General features: G+C 61.8%; 1 protein-coding gene. It reads right to left on the bottom strand.

The features are described 5' to 3' along the window. Positions 1 to 343: sulfotransferase family 2 domain-containing protein (locus FE811_RS27230; RefSeq protein WP_140849628.1), on the bottom strand; the 343-nt coding region annotated here is incomplete at both ends.

A 343-nucleotide genomic window follows, 5' to 3' on the forward strand; every position in this document is an offset into this window, starting at 1 on the left:
GGCGCTGCTGGTCCAGGTTTTCCTCGATCCAGGGCGAAAAGGCGGGCAGGCCCTTCCAGAAACTGTCCTTGGCCAGCTGTGCCCGCATCCGGTATTCGCTTTCGATCCGGTGATAGGGGTTGCGCACGATGGTAAAGGCGTAGTCGAAGAAGCCCTCGCCCAGCAGCGCCTCGATATCCTGCGCGCGATAATGCTGCGGCGTGCAGCGGCTGGCATGGGGAATGCCCATGGAAAACAGCCGCAGGGGGGCGATGCCCTTCATCCAGCTCTCGACCGAGGTGCCCCCCGCCTTCGGGATATGGATGAAGAGGATACGCTTGCCGTTATGCTGGATGAAGGGCAT

Source organism: Paracoccus sp. FO-3 (assembly GCF_006386455.1).
Taxonomy (GTDB): domain Bacteria; phylum Pseudomonadota; class Alphaproteobacteria; order Rhodobacterales; family Rhodobacteraceae; genus Paracoccus; species Paracoccus versutus.